Raw genomic sequence first — 16,713 nt, 5'->3', positions numbered from 1 at the left:
CACAGGCCAGAGTTGTCCACCGGGTGGGTCGTGCGACCACACGGGCGGCCCGGGTTTCGTAGAATGGACACATGAGCACTTCCGTGAGTTCCTCGCCCGTCAGCACCCCCACCATCATCACGCCCTCCGAGGCGGCGGTTGGTACCGGTGGTCGTCGGCGTACCTATGAGGTGCGTACCTACGGATGCCAGATGAACGTGCACGATTCCGAGCGCCTGAGTGGGTCGCTGGAGGCCGCCGGCTACGTTCTCGCCGCCGGCGAGGAACCCGATGTGGTGGTCATCAACACCTGCGCGGTTCGGGAAAATGCCGACAATAAGCTCTACGGCAACCTGGGTCACCTGGCGTCGGTCAAGAAGCGTCACGAGGGCATGCAGATTGCCGTGGGAGGTTGCCTCGCGCAGAAGGACAAAAACGTCATCCTGGAAAAGGCTCCGTGGGTAGACGTGGTGTTCGGAACCCACAACATGGGGGCGCTGCCGAACCTGTTGGAGCGTGCGCGTCACAACGACGAGGCGCAGCTGGAAATCCTCGAATCGCTGGAAACCTTCCCCTCCACGCTGCCCACCAAGCGTGACTCCAGCTATAGCGGCTGGGTCTCGATCTCGGTGGGATGCAACAACACCTGCACGTTCTGCATCGTGCCCGCGCTGCGTGGCAAGGAGAAGGATCGTCGCCCGGGCGAAATTCTTGCCGAAATCCAGGCGCTGGTTGACGATGGGGCCATCGAGGTCACCCTGCTGGGGCAGAACGTCAACAGCTACGGCGTTGAGTTTGGTGACCGCTTCGCCTTCAGCAAACTGCTGCGCGCGGCGGGCCAGATCGAGGGGCTTGAGCGCATTCGCTTCACCAGCCCGCACCCGGCAGCCTTCACCCAGGACGTGATCGATGCGATGGCCGAAACTCCCAGCGTGATGCCGCAGCTGCACATGCCGTTGCAGTCCGGCTCGGACACCGTCCTCAAGGCCATGCGTCGGTCCTACCGCAGCAAGAAGTTCCTGGGGATCCTCGACCAGGTGCGCGAGAAGATTCCGCACGCGGCCATCTCCACCGACATCATCGTGGGATTCCCCGGCGAGACCGAGGAGGACTTCCAGGAGACCCTGCGTGTGGTGGAAGCCTCCCGCTTTGCCACCGCGTTCACCTTCCAGTACTCGGTGCGTCCGGGCACCCCCGCCGGGGAAATGGAGAACCAGATCCCCAAGGCCATCGTGCAGGACCGCTACGAGCGTCTGGCCGCGCTTCAGGACCGGATCTCGCTCGAGGAAAACCAGGCTGTGGTGGGCCGCGAGGTGCGTATCCTGGTCGCGACCGGTGAGGGCAAGAAGGATGCCGCAACCCGACGGATGTCCGGCCGCGCCGAAGACTCGCGCCTGGTGCACTTCTCGGTGCCCGAAGGCTCGGAGATTCCCCGCCCGGGTGATGTGGTGACCGCGGTGGTCTCCGAGGCTGCGCCATTCCACCTGATCGCCGACGCCCCCGAGGGCACCCTGCTGAACATTCGTCGCACCCGCGCGGGTGATGCGTGGGATCGCGATCAGGCCGAGTCTTGCGGGGTTCCCAGCGATCCCGGGGCCGGGTCCTCCTCGCCCGCCGGCGGGCCGGTAAACCTCGGGTTCCCGAGTCTGCGTGTGGGGCCGCCGGTCGCGGCCTCGACCAGCAGCACCGTGCCGATCTACAACACCAACGACGACCTGCGATAGGCGTGAGTATCTCGGAATATTCACGGAATCAGTCGGCCCCGGAATCGGAGGCGAGCCCGAGCACGAATCCGGCTTCGGACCTGAGCGAGGTTACGAATACCAGCGCGAGCGAGCGGGAGCCGGGGCAGACCTCGTCCGGACCGCTGCTCCAGGACCTCGGGAATCCGCGACTGATAGCCGTGGTCGGGGCCACCGGCACCGGGAAGAGTGACCTGTCTCTCGAGCTGGCGCGGAGGCTTGCCGGCTACGGGCAGCGGGCCGAGATTATCAACGTGGATGCGATGCAGTTCTATCGCGGCATGGATATCGGTACGGCCAAGCTCAGTGTCGCCGAGCGCTCGGAGTTTCCGCACCACCTGTTTGACATTCTGGATCCGCATGAGGACGCGGCCGTCGCCCACTATCAGCCCGAGGCCCGCGGCATCATTCGTGATGTCCTCGACCGGGGTGCCTGGCCGATCCTGGTGGGCGGATCCGGCCTGTACGTGTCCAGCGTGCTGTTCGACTTTGAATTCCCCGGCCAGGACCCAGAGATTCGCGCCCGATTAGAGGCCGAGCTGAGCGCCCAGGGGCCCGGCATGCTGTTTCGCCGGCTGCGGGGTCTCAGCCCCGAGGCGGCCGAGAGGATCGGTCCGCACAACGGACGCCGCATCGTGCGAGCACTCGAGGTGGCCGAAATCACCGGGGAACCCATCGCCGGAACCCTGCCGGACGAGCCCGTGTGGTGGACCCCCACCCTGCTCATTTCGCTCACCGCGCCGCGTGAGGACCTCGTCGCCCGCCTGGATGCGCGGGTGACCCGGATGTGGGAGGCCGGGCTGATTGCCGAGGCCGCCGGTCTGCTTGAGGCGGGCATCGATGCCGGGGTAACCGCGAGACGGGCGATCGGGTACGGCCAGGCCGCCGCGCAGATCCGCGGGGAGATGACCGAGACCGAGGCGATTGAGGACACGCGCCGGCTCACCCGCCGCTATGCGCGTCGTCAGGTGAGCTGGTTCAAGCGCTATCGGGGTGCCCACGTGTTTGACACGGTCGCCGAGACGCTGCCCGAGATCGCCGAACACATCCTGCCCTCCGCCGAGCTCTGACGCCCCACCTCGAACTCTGACGCCTGGCTTCGAACTCTGACGCCTGGCTTCGAGCCCTCACGCCTCGCCTCTGCCCCTGGCGCAGCTGACCTAAGGTCGCGCCGGTCCGCGCGGAAACGGTACACGCCGCACCGGTTTCCCGCTGCGGCGTGTGCCGTTATCGACGGCGACTACGAGCGGGTCGCGCCCACCGCCTCGCGCTTCTTCGCCCCGCGACGACGCAGCGCCTGGAACAGGGTGAAGCCGATCGCGATGGCCATCAGCGAGTACAGGGTAATCGTTATCGGGGAACCCACCAGGATGCCCAGGTCGCCCTCGGAGACCGCGAGCGAGCGCCGCAGCTCGGTCTCGGCCAGCGGACCGAGGATCGCGGCGATCAGCACCGGGGCCAGCGGGATCGAGAAGCGGCGCATCAGGAAACCGAGCAGTCCGATGCCCAACACCAGCCACAGGTCCATCTCGGCCGAGGCGATCGCATACACACCGAGCATCGCAAACAGGGTGATCCCCGCATAGAGGTAGTGCTTGGGCACCAGCAGCAGCTTGGCCCAGACGGCGGCGAAGGGCAGGTTGATGATCAGCAGGATGATCAGCCCCACAAACAGACTCGCTAGCAGGGGCCACACCAGATCGGCGCTGCGCTCAAACAGCAGCGGCCCGGGCTGCATGCCGTACTGCTGGAAGGCCGCGATCATCATCGCCGCGGTGGCCGAGGTGGGCAGTCCCAGCGCGAGCAGCGCCCCCATTGCGGTTCCGGCGGTCGCGTTGCCCGCGGCCTCGGGCGCCGCCACACCCTGAATCGCGCCGCGCCCACCAAAGTCGGGATCCTTGCGGCGCTGAGCGAGCTTCTTCTCGGTACCGTAGGCGAGGAAGGTCGGGACCTCCGAGCCGCCCACCGGGATCACACCGAACGGCACACCAAAGCTGGTACCACGCAGGAACGCGGGGAACGCCTTGCGGAACTCCGCCCAGTTCAGAAACGGCGATCCGCCGGCCGAAACCCGGGTGACCGCGCCGTCGCGGTGAATCCGAGACGCCACATGCAGCACCTCGCCGAGTGCCAGTAGGCCCACGGTGATCACGATGATCGAGATGCCGTCAAAGAGCTGCGGGAGTCCCAGGGTGAATCGGGCAGCGCCACTGGGACCGTCGATTCCGACCATGGCCAGAGCCAAACCGATTGCGAGGGCGAGCAGTCCGCGCAGCACCGATTCGGCCACAACCGAGGAGATCGCCACGAAGGCGAAGGCGGCGAGCGCGAAGTATTCGGCCGGGCCAAACAGGGTCGCCAGCTTCACCAGGTAGGGCGCGAAGAATACCACCAGCGTGGTCGCGATCATCCCGCCCAGGAACGCACCCATTGCCGAGGTTCCCAGGGCCTTGGCGGCGCGGCCGTCCTTGGCCATCCGGTGCCCCTCAAACGTGGTGGCGATGGCCGAGGAGTTGCCGGGGGTGTTGAGCAGGATGCCGGCGGTGGAGTCCCCAAACAGTCCACCAAAGTAGATGCTGGCAAACATGATGAAGGCGCCGGTGGGATCCAGGCTGAAGGTCACCGGGAGCAGCAGGGCCACCGCCATTGCCGAGCCGAGGCCCGGGAGCACACCCACGGCGGTACCGAGAACCGCACCGATCAGCAGCCAGAGCAGGTTGATCGGGGTCAGAGCGACGCTGAATCCCTCAAGCAGGTGGGTTAGCTGATCCATGTCCGGACCTCCAAATACATCGCGTCAACAAGCGGGGAAAGGGTGCCTAGCCGAGCCATGAGAACACCCCCGAGAGGATGCCCGAGGGCAGGGTGAGGCCCAGGCCCGCGGAGAACGCGAGTTGAATGGCCGAGGACATCAGGATCGCGATCGCGATATCAAACACCGGTCGCTTGCTGCCCAGGGCCCGGGCGATGACCCAGAACAGCACGGCCCCGGCGAGAATCCACCCCAGCGGAACCAGCAGCAGCACAAACCCGACCAGACCGGCCAGCACAAATCCGAAGGTTTTCCAGTCGGTTCCGGTGCGCGGAACATCGTCCCCGGTGGCCGAGGCGACCACCCGGATTTCCGAGGTGGTGTCGATGTCACCGAGCTCGCCCAGCAGGTCCGGGTCCATGCCCAGATCATCGCTTCCCCCGGCACCCACCTCGGCCTCGGGATTGCGAATGACCTGGATGGCCAGCAGCACCCCGAGGATGCCCAGTCCGGCGCTCACGATGGTGGGGAAGAACTGTGGGCCCGGCACGCCGGATCCCGGTGGAACCTCCATGGTTGCGGTGCCGATGCCGAGGAATACCCCGAGGCCCAGCACCAGGGCGGCGACCACGAGTTCGCCGCGCCCGTGCCACCAGGAGGCATCGGCCGGACGGGTCGGGGTGACGGATGTGGCGGTCATAGTCCCAGCTCCCTAATCAGATCGGACACCCGAACGGTTTCCTCCTCCAGGAAGGCGTCAAACTCGGCTCCCACCTGGAAGGAATCGGTCCAGTTGTTGCGGCGCAGGGTGTCCTGCCACTCGTCGGTGGCGTGTAGTTCGGTGATGATCGCGACCATCTCGTCCCGGGCTTCATCGGAGATGCCCGGCGGGGCCACGTAGCCGCGCCAGTTGGACATTTCCACGTCGATCCCGGATTCGATGAACGTCGGAACGGGCACCCCGTCCAGACGCTCGGGGGAGGAGATGGCCAGGGCACGCAGGGTGCCGGCCTCGATCTGGTCGCGGAACTCGTTATAGCCGGAGATCCCCGCCGCCGCGGTGTTGGAGAGCATCGAGGCGAGTACCTCGCCGCCGCCCGAGTAGGCCACGTAGTTGATGTCCCCCGGGTTGATGCCCACGGTACGCCCGAGCAGGCCGCTCAGCAGGTGATCGATGCTGCCGAGCGAACCCCCGGCGATCGAGTGCGCGCCGGGAGCCTGCTTCCAGGCCTCGGCGAACTCCTCCATCGTGGTGTACGGGGAGGCCGCGGGGACCACGAGCACGCTGTAGTCGTCGGCGAGGCGCGCGATCGGGGTGGTGTCGGCCAGCGATTCGGGGGTCTTGGAGAGCGCGCTGGCCCCGATCATCACCGCTCCGGTGACCATCAGGATGTCGTCGCGTCCGTCCATCTGGACCAGCTTGCTCAGCCCGATCGTCCCGCCCGCCCCGGGCACGTTGATGACCTGGGCGTTGTTGACGATGCCGGCCATGCGCAGGCCCTGCTGGCCCTCGCGGCCGAAACCGTCCCACCCTCCGCCGGGGGAGGCTGGGGCCATAATGGTGAGTTTGCTGCGTGCCGAGGCGGTGGACCCCGAGGCGCTGGCATCCATCGCCGCCGCCGTGAACACACCGATCGTGAGGACTCCCACCACGACCGAAAGAATCGTTTTCTTCATGATTGTTCCTTCCGCTTCCGCCACAACGCTGTGACGCAAGTTTGGTGTTCCCACGCTAGGCACCCGGGAGGGCCCGGTCTATTTGTGTGTTTTGTGGTCTTAAATGACCGCGCCGGGTGCCGGAGCGGATGCCCGCGCGCTGGTAGCCTGGCGGTGGCCCACGGGCCGTGAGGGAGGACGATGGTGTCTGGGCACAGGACGGATGGGCGCGCCGAGCGCTCCCCGAGTGCGCCGCGCCGCCTCACGCTGCTGTTGGTTCAGGTGGGGATCGTATTTGTGTGCCTGGGAATCACGGTGATCGTGGCGCTGATGGTGCAGGAGCGTCAGATTCGCGCGGCCACCGAGGAGCGGGTGATCCAGGTCGCCGAGTCCCTATCCAGCCTGCCCGCCGTGCGCGCGGGAATCCTGGCCCCCTGGCCCACCGGGGAGCTTCAGCCCGTCTCCGATCTAGTGGCCGAGGCCGCGGGGATGGACTACGTGGTGATCACGGACACCGCGGGCATCCGGCTCACCCATCCCAACGCCGCCCTGGTGGGGGAGCGGGTCTCCACCGATCACCGTCGCGTCCTGGCCGGGGAACACTTTGTCGGGGTCGAGGCGGGCACCCTGGGACCCACCCTGCGCGCCAAGATGCCGGTCTACGACACCTCGGGGACGGTGATCGGCACCGCCTCGGTGGGCATCCTGGAGAGCGCAATCGCCGAGGATATGCGTGACGGGGTCGCCGGCCTGCTGCCCTGGGCGCTGGGATCCCTCGCAGTGGGGATCGGGGCGGCCGCCCTGGTCACGATGCTGCTGGGACGGCGCCTGGACCGGCTCGCCCGCGACGCCCGCGACCTGGTGGTTCAGCGCCGGGTGGGCGCGGCCCTGGGGGAGCAGTCCCATGAGTTCACCAACCGCCTGCACGTGCTCTATGGTCTGCTCGAGGATCGGGAAAACGACGAGGCGCTCGACTATATTCGTACCCTGGTTCCCGTCGACGCCGAGGTGGTTTCAGGCGCGGATTCGGTGGGGGGAGGCGAGGCGGCATCCGCCGCACCGCGCACCACTCCCACCCCGGTGTCCCGCAGCGGCCTGCGCACCCTGATCGAGCGGCAGCGGGCGATCCTGGTAGCCCAGGGCGGACACCTCGAATTCGAGGATCCCGAGCCGGGCGGCCTGGACACCGAGGAGTTTGAGGTGATCGCCAACCTACTCTCGAATGCGGTGGATGCCGCCGGACCGGGTGGCCGGGTCGATCTTCGCCTGACCCGGGGTCCCGCGGGCCTGTCCATCCGGGTGTGCGACAGCGGGAGCGGGATTGCCCGCGCCGACCACGAGCGCATCTTCGAGCGCGGCTTTAGCACCAAATCGCCTGGGGAAGGCGACCTGCCCCGCGGCTTCGGTCTCGCGCTGGTGGCCCGCATCATCGAGACCCGCGCCGGCCGGATCACCGTGGGAACCCCCACTGACGGATCGGCGGGTACCCGGATGGACGCCCTCGTGCCGCCGCTGCGTCCCGGCGACGGCGCCGTCAGTGCGCAGCACCCGCCCACACCCGTCCACCCCGATCCAGAGGAGACCGCGCGATGATCCGCACCCTGATCGTGGACGATGACCCGGCCGTCTGCCGCATGCACATCCGCGCGCTGGAGCGTCTTCCGGGCTTTGTGGTCGCCGACACCGCGGCCACCGGGGCCGCCGCGCTGGACCGGCTTCTGGATGGCGATATCGATCTGGTGCTGCTGGATATCCACCTGCCCGATTTCAGCGGGGTCGAGGTGTTGCACCGCCTGCGTCGGCTCAGCGATGACGCGGTGGACGTGATCGTGGTGAGCTCGGCCAACGACGGCATCACGGTGTCTCAGGCGGCCTCGGCTCGGATCGCCGACTACCTGGTTAAGCCCTTCTCCCGCGCCCTGTTTGAGCAGAAGCTTGGCGCGTATCGCGACGGGCGCGCGGCGACCCGTCCGCGGGTCGACCCGGCACCGCTCGGACAGGAGGACGTGAACGCGCTGATCGAGGCCGGCCGGGGTGGCGATCGCCGTCTACCCAAGGGTCTCTCGGAATCCACCGCGCAGCTGGTGGAAAACGCCGTGTCCCCCGAGCACGCCTCCTCGGCGATCGAGGTTGCCGCCGCCTGCGGACTCTCCCGGATTACCGCCCGGCGCTATCTCGACCACCTGGTGCGCACGGGGGTGCTGCGCAGCGAGCACCGCTACGGCCAGCGTGGACGCCCGGAGATCCTCTATCGCCGCCGCTGAGCGGGTTTTCCGATGCGGGCCGCGACGCCTAAACTGGGGCAATGGCGAACACACTCGATTTCCACAAGGGCCACGGCACCGGCAACGACTTTGTCCTGATCACCGATCCCGATGCCCGGCACGAGCTGACCCCGGCCACCATCGCCGCGCTGTGTGATCGTCGCTTCGGGATCGGTGCCGACGGCCTGATCCGCGCCGCCCGCTCCGCCTCGCTCGAATACGGGGCCGAGAGCCTGGCCGAGGACTCCGGCGCCGAGTGGTTCATGGACTATTACAACGCCGATGGTTCTGTGGCCGAAATGTGTGGCAACGGAATCCGCGTGTTTGTGCGCTACCTGATCGACACCGGCCTGATCACCCTTGAGCGCGGCGAAACCATCGCGATCGGGACCCGCGCGGGTGTCCGCGACGTCCAGGTGACCGCCGGCGGATTCGCCGTGGACCTGGGACGCTGGCGCCTGGAGGAGGACGGTCCGCTGGTGCACACCCGCGGGGTCGAGGTCGCCCGGCCGGGTGTGGGCATCAACGTGGGGAACCCACACGTGGTGGTTGCGCTCGCCGATGACTCCGAGCTCGACCAGGCCGACCTCACCGTCGCCCCGACCCTGGACCCGGCCCCCGAGGCCGGTGCCAATGTGGAACTCGTGGTCCCCGCCGCCCAGCTGGTGCGTGACGGCGTGGGCCAGATCCGCATGCGTGTGCACGAGCGCGGCTCGGGAGAGACGCTCTCCTGCGGCACCGGGATCGCCGCCGCCGCCCTGGCCACCCGCTTCTGGGCTGGCCCCACCGCCCCCAACCAGTGGCGAGTTACCGTGCCCGGCGGCGTGTGCGCCGTGCGCATGTTCCCCACCGAGGACGGCGAGCACGTGTCCCTCTCGGGTCCCGCGGAACTGGTCTACACCGGCACCGTGGACCTGGACGCGCTGCACCGGGTCTAGGCACCATACTCAAAAGGCCCCGGTGGAATTGACATCCACCGGGGCCTTTCTCGTGTGTGATCGCTATACGAAGTCGGGCAGATCCTCATCATCGGGGGCGGAGTGATCCACCAGGATCACCCGGAAACCCTTGGCCGTGGTGTGACGGCTCACGGTGAACTCACTGCCCAGGGTCTCGGCGATCCAGCGCTGCAGCGAGTCGCCACCGAGGTTCTTCTGCACCACGAGCCAGGCCTCGCCCTGCTCGACCAGGCGGGGCAGCCAGTGCTCCAGCATGCCATGCAGGACGTCCTTGCCCACGCGGATCGGCGGGTTGGACCAGATGGCCTCGAACCGGATGTCCGCGGGGACCTCGTCGGGGTGCACGGCGCGAATGTTGGTGATGCCCAGGTCGGCGGCGTTCTTGCGTACCAGGTCGAGTGCACGATCGTTCACGTCCACGGCCCAGACGGTGGCCTCGGGGCTCAGCAGCGCGAGCTCGAGGGAGATCGGGCCCCAGCCGGCGCCGAGGTCGAGCAGGTTGCCGTGGGTCGGCGGCTCGGGTACCTCCTCCAGCAGAATGCGGGTGCCCTCGTCGAGGTGGGCGGGGGAGAAGACCTTATTCGCGGTGGTCAGCGTGCGCTCGACGCCGGCAATGCGCGCGGTGATGGTTCGATAGACCGCATCACCCGCGGGTGTTGCATCAAAATAGTGTTCACTCGACATATTTAGACCGTATCGGATGGATACGAACTAGGGTTAACTCGATGACAAAAGACACCCCGAACACCATCACCCCCGCAGACGACCGCGATGCCGCGGTGCAGAGCGCCACGGGCACCGCCCAGGCCGCCGAGCGGGGTACCCACAATTCGACACAGACCGGCGATTCCGCCACCCATTCCCCCGCCGCGTCCGGGTACGACGCATCCCATTCCACCGGTGCCTCTTCCACGGGCACTTCCTCTGCCGATTCCACCGGTGCTGACCATCACAGTGCTGACGATCACGGTGCGGACTCCGAGGACGCCGTCGAGCGTGTCCTGCGTGGTGCCGCCTCCCGTGCCGGCGCGGTCAACGTGTTTGCCACCGGCCGTGCCGCCGCCCTGCAGGACCACGACACCGAGGGATCGGCGGGCGATGGCGATCAGGCCGACCGTGCCGACCGCGCGGCCCTGCGCCGCGTCGCCGGGCTCTCCACCGAGCTTGAGGACGTCACCGAGGTTGAGTATCGCCAGCTTCGCCTGGAAAACGTCGTCCTGATCGGCGTGTATCCGCAGGGCAAGCAGGACGACGCCGAAAACTCGCTGCGGGAGCTGGCCGCGCTCGCCGAAACCGCGGGTGCCGCGGTTCTCGACGGTCTGCTGCAGCGCCGCGCCAATCCCGACGCCAGCACCTATCTCGGGAGCGGAAAGGCCGCCGAGCTTGCGGGGATCGTCAAGGCACTCGGTGCCGACACGGTCATCGCCGACACCGAACTCTCGCCCAGCCAGCGCCGCGCGCTCGAAGACGTGGTGAAGGTTAAGGTGATCGACCGCACGGCCGTGATCCTCGACATCTTCAGCCAGCACGCCAAGAGCCGCGAGGGTAAGGCCCAGGTGGAGCTGGCCCAGCTCGAATACCTGCTGCCCCGTCTGCGTGGGTGGGGTGACTCGATGTCCCGCCAGGCCGGTGGTCAGGTGGGTGGAGCCGGAATGGGTTCGCGTGGTCCCGGTGAGACCAAGCTCGAACTGGACCGCCGACACATCCACATTCGGATGTCGAAGCTGCGCCGTCAGATCAAGGGCTTCCTGCCCGCCCGAGAGGCCAAGCGCGCCAACCGTCAGCGCTTCGAGGTACCCTCGGTCGCGATTGCCGGGTACACCAACGCCGGCAAGTCCAGTCTGCTGAACCGGATCACCCGGGCCGGCGTGCTGGTCGAGAACGCGCTGTTTGCGACCCTGGACGCGACGGTGCGCAAGAGCAAGACCGAGGATGGTCGGGTCTACACCCTCACCGATACCGTCGGTTTTGTCCGTAACCTTCCACACCAGCTGGTCGAGGCATTCCGCTCGACCCTGGAGGAGGTGGGCGACTCCGATGTGATCGTGCACGTGGTGGACGGATCGCACCCCGATCCCTCGGCCCAGCTCAAGACCGTGCGCGACGTGATCACCGATGTCGGTGCCCGGGACATCCCGGAAATCGTGGTGTTCAATAAGTCTGACCTGGTGTCCGAGGAGGACCGCCTGGTCCTGCTGGGACTCGAACCGCACGCGATCTTCGCTTCGGCGCGCACCGGTGAGGGTATCGAGGAAATCCTGGCGAAGATCGCCGAGCTGCTGCCCAGCCCGTCGGTTGAGCTGAACCTCCTGGTGCCCTACGACCGCGGCGACGTGATCTCGCTGCTGCACCGTCGTGGCCGCGTGGTGACCCTCGACTATGAGGAGGAGGGCACTCGCGTCCACGCGTTTGCCTCACCCGAGGTGGCTGCGGGACTCGACGAGTTCGCGCGGTAGTGCCGATCAGTGAGGGTTTGGCGGCTGGTAGTTGGTGACAGGGACCTGGTGACCCGTATCTGGTGACCCGTGGCTCGCGCCGACCGCCACGCGAGTAGTACCCGCTACGAGCCAACGCCGAAGGGGCGAGCCCAGATGGACTCGCCCCTTCGGCGTTGCTGAACGACATACCCTCGGTGTTGTCGGCTAGAACAGCCGGGCCGCGCTGGCCGCCTCGTCCTCCTCGAGTTCCAGGAGGAAGGCCTTGCGGGCGGTGCCGCCCGCGTAACCGGTCAGTGATCCGTCAGCCCCGACCACGCGATGACACGGCACGATGATGCTCAGCGGATTGCGGCCCACCGCTCCGCCCACGGCCTGCGCGCCGCCGGGCTGGCCGAGCTCGGCGGCGATATCGCCGTAGCGGATGGTTTGTCCACGCGGAATCCGCCGAATCTCGGCCCAGACGCGCTGGGCAAAATCCTCACCCTCGGGGGCGAGGGGGAGATCGAAGGTTTCGCGATCACCGGCAAAGTACTCCGCCAGTTGATCGCGGGTGCGCGCGAGCACCGCACTGTCCGCGATGTCCACACGGTCGCCCAGAGCGTCATCGGAGGGACGGCGAGCGTGCTGGGCGAAGTACACGGCGATCAGCGTCTCGCCGCGAGCGACCAGGGTCAGCTCATCCACCGGTGAGGGAATGACCGCGTGAATCAGGCGGGATGCGTTCGAATCCTCGGTGGTGTGCATGCTGTACCTCGTTTCGGGCTGCGAGATCCGGGATGCGGGCTGCTCGACTCGGGATGTCGGAACGGGGCCCGGGAAATCGAATCGATCGAGCCCGCGGCGGGGAACTAGACCGCGCGCAGGACCGCGACGATCTTGCCGAGCACCTCGGCGTGATCACCCAGGATCGGCTCGAAGTTCGAGTTGCGGGGGAGTAGCCAGGTGTGGCCGTCGCGCTGACGGAACACCTTCACGGTGGCCTCATTGTCCAGCATTGCGGCCACGATGTCCCCATTTTCCGCGTCGTGCTGCTGACGCACCACAACCCAGTCCCCGTCGCAGATGGCCGCGTCGATCATCGAGTCGCCGGACACCTTGAGCATAAACAGATCGCCCTTGCCCACGAGCTGGCGCGGCAGCGGGAAGACCTCTTCCACCTGCTGCTCGGCGGTGATCGGGGAGCCCGCGGCGATCCGACCCACCAGCGGTACCATGGCGGCGTCGCCCACCGGCGGAGTGACCGATTCGAAACTGGCCGAGGACACGGTGGTGCCGGGCAGATCGATCAGGATCTCCAGGGCGCGGGGACGATTGGGGTCGCGGCGCAGGTATCCGCTGAGTTCCAGCTGATTAAGCTGGTGGGTCACGCTGGACAGCGAGGCGAGGCCCACGGCGTCGCCGATCTCGCGCATGCTCGGCGGGTATCCGCGGTCGGCCACCGATCGGGAGATGTATTCGAGAATCGAACGCTGCTTCTCGCTCAGGCTCTTGCGTCGCCGAGTGCCGGTTTTGGGCGCGTCGGTGGCGTCTACGTTCGGCTTCTTGGTGACCATGGTTTCCCGTCCTGACGGCCCTTTTGAGCCAGTGTCGGTGGTTATTGGTTGAGTAATCCCAACACTCGAAACTGTATCCAGCACGGGCTGGGAAAACAAACATTTCTTCGAGTGTGTCGGGAAAAAATCTCAAAAAGATTCGAATACCGGCTTGTAAATTCGATTATTCGAAGTTATATTCGAAACAGATGTTCTAACGCCCTTCGAAAACACCGACTCGGTACAGCAAACCTCGGTGTTGGATTTCCCTTCTTCAGCACGCTTTGTCTTCAGCACGCTTTCATTTACACCGGCCACGGCTTCCACTCCTCGGACTCTGCTTCGCAGGATGGTGCGCCGCACGGGCACCGAAAGCCGGGCATACCCGGTTGATCGCCACCCACCGGTACAGAGAGGCCCATTATGAGTACCGCAATCCTGAATCCCCGCCGTCCTGCTACCGCTCGTCCCTCCTTCGGATTCGAGCCCTCTGCTCTGGCAGCACCCGCCGGTGTTGCCGCCTCTGGTGCCGAGGCTCGCCCCTCGGGCAAGCTGCGTCTGACCCGGCGCGGCCGCATCGTCATCACGACGCTGGTGGCGCTGCCCCTGGTGATCGCGCTCCTGGTGGTGGGTTTGAGCGCCGGGGGAGCGGTTGCCTCCTCAACCCCGAGCGACGCTTCCTTCCACTACGTCACGGTGGAAAGCGGCGATACCCTGTGGCAGCTCGCCGTGTCGCTCGACCCCTCGGCCGACCCGCGGGATGTCATCGCCGAGATCCGAGACCTCAACCAGCTGCAGGGATCGGGCCTGGAAGCCGGTCAGCGCCTGGCGATTCCGCTGCGCTTCGACGCTCCCACGCGCTAGGTTCGCACACCCGTGCAGACTGGGTAAATGTGCGCCCTGTTGCCCGGAGTGACTGGGTAAACTTTTCCCGTGACCACTCTTGACGATCTGCCCCTCCGCGATAATCTGCGCGGCCAAACCCCCTACGGTGCGCCTCAGTTGAACGTGCCCGTTGCGCTCAACGTCAACGAGAACACCCATCGCATCCCCGAGGCGGTGGCCCACGATATCGTCGCCCGTATCGCCGAGACCGTGATCGGGCTCAACCGGTATCCGGATCGCGAGTTCACCGGTCTGCGCGAACGCCTGGCCCGTTACCTCGGCCACGGACTGACCGCCGAGAACATCTGGGCGGCCAACGGCTCCAACGAGGTGCTGCAGCACGTCCTCTCGGCCTTCGCCGGACCCGGACGCACCCTACTCGGGTTTGCCCCCACCTACTCGATGTACTCCCTCCTTGCCGCCGGCGGCGACACCACCTGGATTCCCGGTGTGCGGGATGACGAGTACGAGCTCTCCGCCGAGACCGCCGTGGCCCAGGTGCGTGAGCACCAGCCCAACGTCGTGTTCCTGTGCTCTCCGAACAACCCCACCGGTACCCCGATCGATCTGGAAACCATCGCGGCGATCTACGATGCCACCGATGGTGTGGTTGTCGTGGATGAGGCCTATGCCGAATTTGCCCCCGACGGCACCGAGAGCGCGCTGAGCCTGCTGCCCGGACGCCCGCGGCTGCTGATCTCGCGCACCATGAGTAAGGCCTTCGCCTTCGCCGGTGCCCGGGTGGGATACCTGGCCGCCGATCCCGCGGCCATCGATGCCCTGCGTCTGGTGCGTCTGCCGTACCACCTCTCGGCACTCACCCAGGCGGCCGCCGAGGCGGCCCTCGATCACACGGCGGAAATGCTGGCGATGGTAGATGATATCCGCGGCCAGCGGGACCGCATCGTGGCCCGCCTCACCGAACTCGGCTACACCCCGCACCGCACCCACTCCAACTTTGTATTGTTTGGTGGCGTCGAGGATCCCCAGGCACTGTTTACCGCGCTGCTGGAGCGCGGCATCCTGATTCGCGACGTCGGCATCCCCGGACACCTGCGCGTGAGCGCCGGAACCGAGTCCGAAACCACCGCCTTCCTCGAGGCCCTGAGCGCGCTAAGCTCAAAGGCATGACCAGCGCACCTCGGACCGCGAAGATTACGCGGGCAACCAGTGAATCCTCGATCGAGCTCGAAATCAACCTCGACGGCACCGGCCGCAGCGAGATTGAAACCTCCGTGCCCTTCTACGACCACATGCTCACCGCATTCGCCAAGCACTCGCTGACCGATCTGCGGGTCAAGGCCACCGGCGACACCCACATCGACGTTCACCACACGGTGGAGGACATCGGCATTGCCCTGGGCCTGGCGATTCGCGAAGCCCTCGGCGACAAGGCCGGGATCGCCCGCTACGGCGATGCACTGTGCCCGCTGGACGAGGCCCTGGCTCAGGCCGTGGTCGACATCTCCGGCCGTCCGTTCCTGGTGCACACCGGTGAGCCGGCCGGGTTTGAGTTCCACCTCATCGGTGGACACTTCACCGGATCGATGATCCGTCACGTCTTCGAGGCCATCACCTTCAACGCCGGACTCACCGTCCACATCGACGTGCGTTCGGGTCGCGATCCGCATCACATCGCCGAGGCCGAGTTCAAGGCGTTCGCCCGCGCGTTCCGCCAGGCCAAGGCCTTCGACCCGCTGGTTGAGGGCATCCCGTCCACGAAGGGCAAGCTGTGAGCGATACCAACCCGACAAGTGGCACCACCCCGGCCGCACGCCGCCCCCGCGTGGTGGTCTTTGACTACGGATCGGGCAACGTTCACTCGGCGGTCAAGGCCCTGGAAAAGGCCGGTGCCGACGTCACCCTGAGCGGAGACTTCACCGAGGCGATGGCCGCCGACGGGCTGTTTGTCCCCGGTGTGGGTGCGTTTGACGCGGTCATGGCCGCTCTGGAATCCTCCGGCGGTGCCCGCATCATCGACAAGCGCATCACCGGTGGCAAGCCGGTGCTCGGCGTGTGCGTGGGACTGCAGGTCATGTTTGACCGGGGGACCGAGCGCGGCGTGGAAACCGAGGGTCTGGGTCAGTGGCCGGGGTCGATTACCGAGCTGCCCGCCGAGGTTGTGCCGCACATGGGCTGGAACACGGTTCGGGTTCCCGAGAACTCCCGCCTGTTCCGCGGTCTCGAGGACGAGCGCTTCTATTTTGTTCACTCCTATGCGGCGCAGGAATGGCTGCTGGATGTGATTCCTCCCTTCACGGAACCGGCCCTCACCTGGGCCGACCACGGTGTTCCCTTCCTGGCCGCGATCGAAAACGGACCGCTCACGGCCACCCAGTTCCACCCCGAAAAGTCGGGGGAGGCGGGGATTACCCTGCTGCGGAACTGGCTGGACACCCTGCCCCTCCCGGAGTAGCCGCACCCCGGCGCGCGGTCGCCGAGTGGACATCCACCCGGCGCACCAACCACCTCCACCCTCGCGGGCCGAACACGACCGACACCGAAC

Annotated in this window: 16 protein-coding genes; 10 read left to right on the top strand and 6 right to left on the bottom strand. The window is 66.8% G+C overall.

Annotation, left to right across the window (positions count from 1 at the left end; all coding sequences use genetic code 11):
- The first annotated feature begins 71 nt into the window (after positions 1 to 71).
- On the top strand, positions 72 to 1,703 hold the full coding sequence (miaB, locus tag C7C57_RS10780; protein ID WP_187976420.1) for a tRNA (N6-isopentenyl adenosine(37)-C2)-methylthiotransferase MiaB: 1,632 nt from the start codon (positions 72 to 74) through the stop codon (positions 1,701 to 1,703).
- 143 nt (positions 1,704 to 1,846) lie between these two features.
- Entirely contained in the window at positions 1,847 to 2,791 is a 945-nt protein-coding gene (gene miaA, locus C7C57_RS10775) for a tRNA (adenosine(37)-N6)-dimethylallyltransferase MiaA (protein WP_187978358.1), read from the top strand.
- 170 nt (positions 2,792 to 2,961) lie between these two features.
- Here the strand turns inward: miaA and C7C57_RS10770 are convergent, their stop codons facing one another.
- The 3 genes from C7C57_RS10770 to C7C57_RS10760 are packed head-to-tail and all read right to left on the bottom strand — an operon-like array spanning position 2,962 to position 6,150.
- Positions 2,962 to 4,494, bottom strand: a complete 1,533-nt coding sequence (locus tag C7C57_RS10770) for a tripartite tricarboxylate transporter permease (RefSeq protein ID WP_187976419.1) — start codon at positions 4,492 to 4,494, stop codon at positions 2,962 to 2,964.
- A gap of 46 nt (positions 4,495 to 4,540) precedes the next feature.
- Positions 4,541 to 5,173, bottom strand: coding sequence for a tripartite tricarboxylate transporter TctB family protein (locus tag C7C57_RS10765; protein ID WP_121688241.1), 633 nt, complete (start codon positions 5,171 to 5,173; stop codon positions 4,541 to 4,543).
- Positions 5,170 to 6,150, bottom strand: coding sequence for a tripartite tricarboxylate transporter substrate binding protein (locus tag C7C57_RS10760; RefSeq protein ID WP_187976418.1), 981 nt, complete (start codon positions 6,148 to 6,150; stop codon positions 5,170 to 5,172). The genes C7C57_RS10765 and C7C57_RS10760 overlap by 4 nt, the downstream gene beginning before the upstream one ends.
- A 180-nt stretch (positions 6,151 to 6,330) precedes the next feature.
- Between C7C57_RS10760 and C7C57_RS10755 the strand changes: the two genes are divergently transcribed.
- Genes C7C57_RS10755 through dapF form a run of 3 tightly spaced genes read left to right on the top strand, consistent with a single transcriptional unit; the run spans position 6,331 to position 9,331 of the window.
- Positions 6,331 to 7,722 carry an ATP-binding protein gene (locus tag C7C57_RS10755; protein ID WP_187976417.1) on the top strand — a complete coding sequence of 464 codons (1,392 nt, stop codon included), beginning with the start codon at positions 6,331 to 6,333 and terminating at the stop codon, positions 7,720 to 7,722.
- Complete coding sequence (locus C7C57_RS10750; RefSeq protein WP_187976416.1) at positions 7,719 to 8,393, top strand: response regulator; 675 nt, start codon at positions 7,719 to 7,721, stop codon at positions 8,391 to 8,393. Before C7C57_RS10755 ends, C7C57_RS10750 begins: the two co-directional genes overlap by 4 nt.
- Before the next feature lie 41 nt (positions 8,394 to 8,434).
- Positions 8,435 to 9,331 (top strand): diaminopimelate epimerase, encoded by an 897-nt coding sequence (dapF, locus tag C7C57_RS10745; protein ID WP_187976415.1) that lies wholly within the window; start codon positions 8,435 to 8,437, stop codon positions 9,329 to 9,331.
- A 63-nt stretch (positions 9,332 to 9,394) separates the two neighbouring features.
- Here the strand turns inward: dapF and C7C57_RS10740 are convergent, their stop codons facing one another.
- Positions 9,395 to 10,036, bottom strand: coding sequence for a class I SAM-dependent methyltransferase (locus C7C57_RS10740; protein ID WP_187976414.1), 642 nt, complete (start codon positions 10,034 to 10,036; stop codon positions 9,395 to 9,397).
- Positions 10,037 to 10,077: 41 nt separating this feature from the next.
- Between C7C57_RS10740 and hflX the strand changes: the two genes are divergently transcribed.
- Positions 10,078 to 11,808 carry a GTPase HflX gene (gene hflX / locus C7C57_RS10735; RefSeq protein ID WP_255505660.1) on the top strand — a complete coding sequence of 577 codons (1,731 nt, stop codon included), beginning with the start codon at positions 10,078 to 10,080 and terminating at the stop codon, positions 11,806 to 11,808.
- A gap of 186 nt (positions 11,809 to 11,994) precedes the next feature.
- On the opposite strand, the gene C7C57_RS10730 is transcribed toward hflX, so the two are convergent.
- Entirely contained in the window at positions 11,995 to 12,534 is a 540-nt protein-coding gene (locus C7C57_RS10730; protein ID WP_187976413.1) for a methylated-DNA--[protein]-cysteine S-methyltransferase, read from the bottom strand.
- A gap of 104 nt (positions 12,535 to 12,638) precedes the next feature.
- Positions 12,639 to 13,343 carry a transcriptional repressor LexA gene (gene lexA, locus C7C57_RS10725; protein ID WP_030143064.1) on the bottom strand — a complete coding sequence of 235 codons (705 nt, stop codon included), beginning with the start codon at positions 13,341 to 13,343 and terminating at the stop codon, positions 12,639 to 12,641.
- A gap of 402 nt (positions 13,344 to 13,745) precedes the next feature.
- On the opposite strand from lexA, the gene C7C57_RS10720 reads away from it, so the two are divergent.
- From C7C57_RS10720 to hisH, 4 genes are all read left to right on the top strand, one after another.
- Positions 13,746 to 14,186, top strand: a complete 441-nt coding sequence (locus tag C7C57_RS10720) for a LysM peptidoglycan-binding domain-containing protein (RefSeq protein WP_187976412.1) — start codon at positions 13,746 to 13,748, stop codon at positions 14,184 to 14,186.
- Positions 14,187 to 14,255: 69 nt separating this feature from the next.
- The gene (locus tag C7C57_RS10715; protein WP_030143066.1) at positions 14,256 to 15,338 is read left to right on the top strand and encodes a histidinol-phosphate transaminase; all 1,083 of its coding nucleotides are present in this window, start codon (positions 14,256 to 14,258) and stop codon (positions 15,336 to 15,338) included.
- Positions 15,335 to 15,943 (top strand): imidazoleglycerol-phosphate dehydratase HisB, encoded by a 609-nt coding sequence (hisB, locus tag C7C57_RS10710; RefSeq protein WP_030143067.1) that lies wholly within the window; start codon positions 15,335 to 15,337, stop codon positions 15,941 to 15,943. The genes C7C57_RS10715 and hisB overlap by 4 nt, the downstream gene beginning before the upstream one ends.
- Positions 15,940 to 16,623 (top strand): imidazole glycerol phosphate synthase subunit HisH, encoded by a 684-nt coding sequence (hisH, locus tag C7C57_RS10705; RefSeq protein WP_187976411.1) that lies wholly within the window; start codon positions 15,940 to 15,942, stop codon positions 16,621 to 16,623. Before hisB ends, hisH begins: the two co-directional genes overlap by 4 nt.
- Positions 16,624 to 16,713 lie beyond the last annotated feature (90 nt).

Source organism: Mycetocola sp. JXN-3 (genome assembly GCF_014522285.1).
GTDB classification, from domain to species: Bacteria; Actinomycetota; Actinomycetes; order Actinomycetales; family Microbacteriaceae; genus Mycetocola; species Mycetocola saprophilus.
This window is presented reverse-complemented; position numbering and strand designations above follow the sequence as displayed.